Below are 6,430 nucleotides of genomic sequence, written 5' to 3'. Positions count from 1 at the left end.
CCATTGGTTGATCTGCTGTTGAATCGCGTCGGCGTCCATCGCGTGTGCGCTTTCGCCGCGGATAAAGGTGATCTTGCCTTCGCCAGGCCAGTGGTGGGCCTTGATCGGCATCCAGCCCAAGGCCATCAGGGGCGGATAGAGCGTACACACGAGCATGATCCCTACCGCGATCAGCAAGCTCAGCGGGTGAAGGCGTGAGGGTGCCGGGGCGTCGGCGACACGCGGCATCATGGCCGCGGCTCCTCACGGTCGCTCAGGGCGCGACCGGCTTCGGTCTCGCCCCACATCGCATTCAATATCGCCAGCAGCAGCGCAAAACCGACTCCCAGCATCCAGGCGAAATACCACATAGTCTTTACTCCTCTGATGGCGTTAGTAGGCCGAATGTTCGTTGGCTTTGATATGCGCCACGGTGACCTTGCCGCGCATGACGCGATAGGCCCACGAGGTGTAGATCACGATCAACGGCATGAAGATCAACGTGGCCCAGAACATGATCGCCAGGCTCAGATGACTGGACACGCTGTCCCACACGGTCAGGCTCGCCGCAGCCACGGTTGACGACGGCATGACGAACGGGAACATGGACACACCGGCGGTGCTGATCACACCGACCACCGCGAGCGACGAGGCGACAAACGCGGCCAGCGTGCGGCGCATCAGCATCAACAATGCGGCACCGGCGGCGCCCGCCAGGCCCAGCGCAGGCAGCAGCCACAACACAGGATAATGACCATAGTTGGCCATCCAGGCGCCGGCTTCGCGTACTACGGTCTTGTTGAGAATATCCGGCAGCCCGGCGGTATCCACCACCGAGGTAATGCGATAGCCGTCGATCCATTGCAACCACACGCCGGCAATGACGAATGTGCACATCAGCACCAGCGCCGCGCCAACCCCGCCCTTGATCGCACGGGCCTGGATCACGCCTTCAGTGCGGTGCGCCAGATAGGTACCGCCTTGCAGGGTGATCATTGCACTGCTCACCACACCGGTCAGCAGCGCGAAGGGGTTCAGCAGTTGCCAGAAACTCCCGGTGTAAGTCGAAACCAGCATGTTATTGAAGTGGAACGGTACGCCTTGCAACAGGTTGCCGAACGCGATGCCGAATACCAGCGGCGGCACGGCCCCGCCGACAAACAGCCCCCAGTCCCAGGTGCTGCGCCATTTGGCGTTGTGAATCTTGCTGCGATAGTCAAACCCCACCGGGCGGAAGAACAGCGCCCACAGGACCAGAATCATCGCCCAGTAGAACCCGCTGAACGCGGTGGCATACACCACCGGCCACGCGGCGAACAGTGCGCCGCCCGCGGTGATGAACCACACCTGGTTGCCGTCCCAGTGCGGCCCTACGGTGTTGATTGCGACGCGGCGTTCCACGTCCGAGCGGCCGACGAAGGGCAGCAAGGTGCCGACCCCCATGTCGTGGCCGTCCATGATGGCGAAGCCGATCAGCAGTACGCCGACCAGTGCCCACCAGATAATTTTCAGGGTGAAGTAATCAAGCATGATGGAGTTCCTTCATGTTGGCATCGTAAGCATAACGACCGGTTCCGAGGCTGCCCGGCCCTTGGCGGGCGAACTTGACCATCAGGAACATTTCAACCACCAGCAGCACGGTGTAGAAAGCCACGAAGCCTGCCAGCGAGCCATAGAGGTTATTGACGCTAAGGGTGGAAACACTCATGTGAGTGGGCAGCACGCCGTAGATGGTCCAGGGTTGACGACCATATTCAGCGACGAACCAGCCCAGCTCACAGGCCAGCCAAGGCGCAGGCAGCATGCACAGGGCCCAACGCAGCAACCAGCGGCGGCGTGTGCAGACCGACTGCAAGGTGCTCCAGAAGGCCAGCCCGAACAGCAGGAGCATGGCGAAACCCAGCGCGACCATGATCCGGAACGCCCAGAACATCGGGGTCACACGCGGTACGGTGTCGTTCATCGCCTTGTCGATGATCTCCGGCGTGGCCTGGTTCACATCTTCAACGTACTTTTTCAGCAGCAGGCCAAAGCCGAGGTCCGCTTTGTACTCTTCGAAGGTATCGAACGCCGCCTTATCGGTGCGATCGGCCCGCAGGGCTTCAAGCGCATTGACGGCGGTAATGCCACGCAGGATGCGCGCGCGGTTCTTCGCTTTGATGTCGTGAATGCCAGGAATCTGCTTGCTCACCGAGCGTGTGCCGATCAAGCCCATCACCCAGGGCACATCGACTTCCCAGTTATTCCTGGACTCGGCTTCGTTGATGCTGGCCAGCAAGGTCAGGCCCGCCGGCGCGGGTTTGGTTTCCCACATGGCTTCCATGGCCGCGAGCTTGGTTTGCTGCGCCTCACCCACGGTGTAACCCGACTCATCCCCCAGCACGATGACGCTCAGCACCGAGGCCAGACCGAAGGCGGCCGCTACCCGAAAACTGCGCTTGGCGAACTCGACATCACGATTTTTGAGCAAGTACCAGCTGGAAATCGACAACACAAACATCGAACCGGTGACATAACCGGCCGACACCGTGTGTACAAACTTGGCCTGGGCCACCGGGTTGAACACCACGGCCCAGAAATCGACCATCTCCATGCGCATGGTGATGTAGCTGAATTCCGAGCCCACCGGGTTCTGCATCCAGCCATTGGCGATCAGAATCCACAGCGCCGACAGGTTGGTACCGATGGCCATCAGCAGCGTGACCAGCAAGTGGTGCTCTCTCTTCAGGCGATCCCAGCCAAAGAAGAACAGACCGATCATGGTCGATTCGAGGAAGAACGCCATCAAGCCCTCGATGGCCAGCGGCGCACCGAAGATGTCGCCCACGTAGTGCGAGTAGTACGCCCAGTTGGTGCCGAACTGGAATTCCAGGGTGATACCGGTTGTCACCCCCAGGGCGAAGTTGATGCCAAATAACTTGCCCCAGAAGCGCGTCATGTCCTTCCAGATGACATTCCCGGTCATCACATAGACGCTTTCCATGATGACCAGCAGCCACACCATGCCAACCGTCAGCGGTACGAATAGAAAGTGGTAAAGCGCAGTGGCTGCGAACTGCAGCCGTGACAAATCCACCAGTTGTTCTGATATCACTTGCTTGCCCCTTGAGTCGAGGTGGGTACACCGAAACGGTTGCCGACGATGTTCGGGTCGACACTGACGTGCGAATCCCGGATGAACAGCCACCACAGCAGGCTCAGCAGCACGAGCTTGATCAGCACCGCTGTGAGTAGATGGCGTAGTAGTCGTTTGTCGGAAATGGTCATGCCTGTGCAGTAAGCACAGGACATGCCAAAGGCAGGATTTCTATTTTTATCGTTTAAAAACAGATAGTTATAAATTTTTCGCGACAGGTTTTGCGCACCGTCGCTGATCAATACGCTGCCAATCTGCCAGCATGGCAGTCATTGGCAGTCGTAGATGACTAGGCCAGGCCCTGTTCTTTCAGGCGTCGGTACAAAGTGCGGTCGCTGATCCCCAGGTGCTTGGCCAGCTCGCTGCGGGTGCCTTTGAACGTCGCCAGTGCCTGCGCCAGCGTGCTGTCATCGAACGTCGTCGAAGCAGCATCAGCCTGAAGCGGCAGCGCCACGGACGCCTGGGGTAAATGGATGGCACGGATGACGCCATCGTCAGCGAACAGACTCGCTCTTTCCAGGGCATTGCGTAACTCACGGATATTGCCAGGCCACGGATACTGTTGAAGTCTTGCCAGGGCTTCGGCGTCGATGGTCAGTCGACGCTTGCCGGCACCGCGACGTTGTAGAAATGAATTCACCAGCAAGCCGATGTCTTCTACCCGGTTGCGCAAAGGGGGCAAGTGAATGGGAAACGCGCTGATGCGGTAGTACAGGTCCTGCCTGAACTCGCCTTTTTCCATCATTTTTTCCAGCGGTTTGTGGGTGGCGGCAATCAATCTGAAATTGGCGTGGAAAGTCTCGACACTGCCGACCCGGCGATACGTGCCCGATTCGATCAGGCGCAACAGTTTGACCTGCATGGACAACGGCACATCGCCAATCTCATCTAGAAACAACGTGCCGCCCTGGGCCGTTTCAACCAAGCCGGGCTTGCGCGTGACGGCGCCGGTGAAGGCACCTTTTTCATGGCCGAACAGCTCGCTCTCAAAGAGTGTTTCGGTCAAGCCTGAGCAATCCACCACGACAAACGGCCCGCTGGCCCGCTCGCTGGTTTCATGGACGGCGCGCGCGAACAGCTCTTTGCCCGTGCCCGACTCGCCCAGGAGCAGCACCGGCAGCATGGAGGGCGCCACCCGCTGCAGTTCCGACAGGGCGAGGTTGAAAGCCGGGGAACAGCCTACCAAGCCATCGTTGCTCGGGCGCGCCGATGCGCTGCGCACCAGCGTCAGGCGCTCCACATAAGCAGTGATCGCACCATGCTCGTCGAGGATCGGGCGTAATTCGACGTCAACGTGCTCAGGCCCCCGCGGTGTGTGGTGGATGTGCAAGACACGATCCGGCCCGCGCATTTCCTGGGCCTTCTTCATCGGGCAATTCTCACCCGCCTGGTCACAGGGGACGTCGTAATGGTGTGAGATCTGATAACACTTATGGCCGATAAACGGTTTGTCAGCGCTACCGAACTGGCGCTGATAGGCCGTATTGGCCGCCAGGATGTTGTAGTCCGGATCGAGCACGATCATCGGATTGGGCTCGTGTTCCAGAAACGAAACAAGCGACTGCACTTGATCCGGGCGTGGGACGGCGTCGGGTGGGGTAGGCAGAAAAGTCTTCATCATGGCTCCTGGAATCCATTCTTCCATCCTGTTGTGGCACTGCCACCTGTGTCAACAGGCACTGCCAATGGCAGAAGACTCCACCCGATGCAGGCCTGAATACCCCCATACAAAAACACAAAGCCCAATAAAATCAATTGGATATTAGGCTATTTCGCTACTGCCATGGCCTGGCAAACTTATTGCAATGTCAGTCCTTAGTCTAAGCGGCTCGAAAAAAAAGCCCCCCCTAAGGAGACAGTTCATGCGCGTCAAACTTCACGTCGAAGGCTTCTTCGACCCTGCTACCAACACCGTCAGCTATCTGGTGCTCGATGAGACCACCCTCCACTGCGCGCTCATCGACAGCGTGTTGGATTACGACCCTAAATCAGGCTACACCGCCACCACCTCCGCCGACCGTCTGATAGCTCGGGTGAACGAGCTGAACGCAAAGGTCGAGTGGATTCTCGAGACCCACGTCCACGCCGACCACCTGACCGCCGCGCCCTACCTGAAAGAAAAGCTCGGCGGAAAAATAGGCATCGGCAGCCAGATTTCGACCGTGCAAAAGGTCTTCGGCACGCTGTTCAATACCGGTAGTGAGATGCCCCGCGACGGCAGCCAGTTCGATCACCTGTTCGTCAACGACGAGTCGTTCAGCATCGGCACGCTGCACTGCACCGCGCTGCATACACCCGGCCATACGCCGGCCTGTATGACTTACCTGATCAGCAAGGGCAGCGAAACGGCGGCCTTCGTCGGCGATACGCTGTTCATGCCCGACTACGGCACCGCCCGCTGCGACTTCCCGGGCGGTAATGCGCGCACGCTGTTCCAGTCAATCAACAAAGTGTTGAGCCTGCCCGCGGATACGTTGCTGTATATGTGCCACGACTACCAGCCAGGTGGCCGCGAGGTGCAGTTCGTCAGCACCGTTGCCGAACAGCGCGAGCACAACGTGCATGTGCGTAATGGCATCAGTGAGGAGGAGTTTGTGGCGATGCGTACCAAGCGGGATGCCTCGATGGACATGCCGACACTGATCCTGCCCTCGGTCCAGGTCAACATGCGAGCCGGGCATTTGCCCGAGCCTGAATCGAACGGAACCCGCTATCTGAAAATCCCGCTAAACGTCGCCTGACACTCACCCACCCCAAAAAAACTTATAAGAAAAATACCCATAACGGAGACACTTATGGATATCCGCAGCCTTGCACCTGCTTTATCGGTATCAGAACAGATTCTCCCCAGCCAATTGGCTGAACTGAAAGCCGCCGGCTTTCGTGCCATCATCTGTAACCGCCCCGATGGCGAAGGCGGCGACCAACCGTTGTTTGCCGAAATAAAACGCGCCGCCGACGCAGTCGGCATCGAAGCGCAATACCTTCCCGCCGAATCGGGCAAAGTCACCGACGAGCAAGGGGCTGCCTTCGGCAAGCTGTTGGAAACGCTGCCCAAGCCGGTGTTGGCCTATTGCCGGTCCGGCATGCGCTCGACAACGATGTGGGCGCTGTCACAAGCGGGTCAACACGACCTGCCGCACATCGTCGAGAGCGCCAAAAAAGCCGGGTTCGATATGAAGGGCGTGATTCGGCGGATTGCGAACCAGGGCCGCACGCCGGTCGAAGTGGCTGAGGCGCAGCACACCGTAGTCATCATTGGCGCCGGCGCGGCGGGTATCGCCACGGCCTCCAGCCTGCTGGCGCGAAAGCCGG

At 59.2% G+C, this 6,430-nt stretch carries 7 protein-coding genes and 1 pseudogene; 2 read left to right on the top strand and 6 right to left on the bottom strand.

Annotation, left to right across the window (positions count from 1 at the left end; translation table 11 throughout):
- The 6 genes and pseudogenes from L9Z73_RS23235 to L9Z73_RS23210 all read right to left on the bottom strand — a co-directional run.
- Window positions 1–231: pseudogene (locus tag L9Z73_RS23235) on the bottom strand (hypothetical protein); the annotation flags it as partial.
- Entirely contained in the window at window positions 228–350 is a 123-nt protein-coding gene (gene cydX, locus L9Z73_RS23230) for a cytochrome bd-I oxidase subunit CydX (RefSeq protein ID WP_198865031.1), read from the bottom strand. The gene cydX and the pseudogene L9Z73_RS23235, both read right to left, overlap by 4 nt.
- 22 nt (window positions 351–372) lie before the next feature.
- Window positions 373–1,509, bottom strand: a complete 1,137-nt coding sequence (gene cydB, locus L9Z73_RS23225; RefSeq protein WP_247406006.1) for a cytochrome d ubiquinol oxidase subunit II — start codon at window positions 1,507–1,509, stop codon at window positions 373–375.
- Complete coding sequence (locus L9Z73_RS23220; RefSeq protein WP_247406004.1) at window positions 1,502–3,073, bottom strand: cytochrome ubiquinol oxidase subunit I; 1,572 nt, start codon at window positions 3,071–3,073, stop codon at window positions 1,502–1,504. The genes cydB and L9Z73_RS23220 overlap by 8 nt, the downstream gene beginning before the upstream one ends.
- Complete coding sequence (gene cydP / locus L9Z73_RS23215) at window positions 3,070–3,357, bottom strand: cytochrome oxidase putative small subunit CydP (protein WP_247406000.1); 288 nt, start codon at window positions 3,355–3,357, stop codon at window positions 3,070–3,072. The genes L9Z73_RS23220 and cydP overlap by 4 nt, the downstream gene beginning before the upstream one ends.
- A 47-nt stretch (window positions 3,358–3,404) precedes the next feature.
- Window positions 3,405–4,733 (bottom strand): sigma-54 interaction domain-containing protein, encoded by a 1,329-nt coding sequence (locus L9Z73_RS23210; protein WP_247405997.1) that lies wholly within the window; start codon window positions 4,731–4,733, stop codon window positions 3,405–3,407.
- Window positions 4,734–4,977: 244 nt separating this feature from the next.
- Between L9Z73_RS23210 and L9Z73_RS23205 the strand changes: the two genes are divergently transcribed.
- Both L9Z73_RS23205 and L9Z73_RS23200 read left to right on the top strand, forming a co-directional pair.
- On the top strand, window positions 4,978–5,856 hold the full coding sequence (locus tag L9Z73_RS23205; protein ID WP_247405993.1) for an MBL fold metallo-hydrolase: 879 nt from the start codon (window positions 4,978–4,980) through the stop codon (window positions 5,854–5,856).
- Between the two features lie 54 nt (window positions 5,857–5,910).
- Window positions 5,911–6,430 (top strand): TIGR01244 family sulfur transferase (locus L9Z73_RS23200; RefSeq protein ID WP_247405991.1); only part of this gene is annotated, 520 nt, incomplete at its 3' end.

The sequence above is a fragment of the Pseudomonas emilianonis genome (assembly GCF_023072625.1).
GTDB classification, from domain to species: domain Bacteria; phylum Pseudomonadota; class Gammaproteobacteria; order Pseudomonadales; family Pseudomonadaceae; genus Aquipseudomonas; species Aquipseudomonas paraveronii.
The sequence above is the reverse complement of the archived record's forward strand: the minus strand, read 5'-3'. Positions and strand labels throughout refer to the sequence as shown.

Excerpts from the sequence above, each read along its gene's own strand:
- cydX (WP_198865031.1), bottom strand. The coding sequence starts at position 350 with ATGTGGTATTTCGCCTGGATGCTGGGAGTCGGTTTTGCGCTGCTGCTG.
- cydB (WP_247406006.1), bottom strand. The coding sequence starts at position 1,509 with ATGCTTGATTACTTCACCCTGAAAATTATCTGGTGGGCACTGGTCGGC.
- L9Z73_RS23210 (WP_247405997.1), bottom strand. The coding sequence starts at position 4,733 with ATGAAGACTTTTCTGCCTACCCCACCCGACGCCGTCCCACGCCCGGAT.
- L9Z73_RS23205 (WP_247405993.1), top strand. The coding sequence starts at position 4,978 with ATGCGCGTCAAACTTCACGTCGAAGGCTTCTTCGACCCTGCTACCAAC.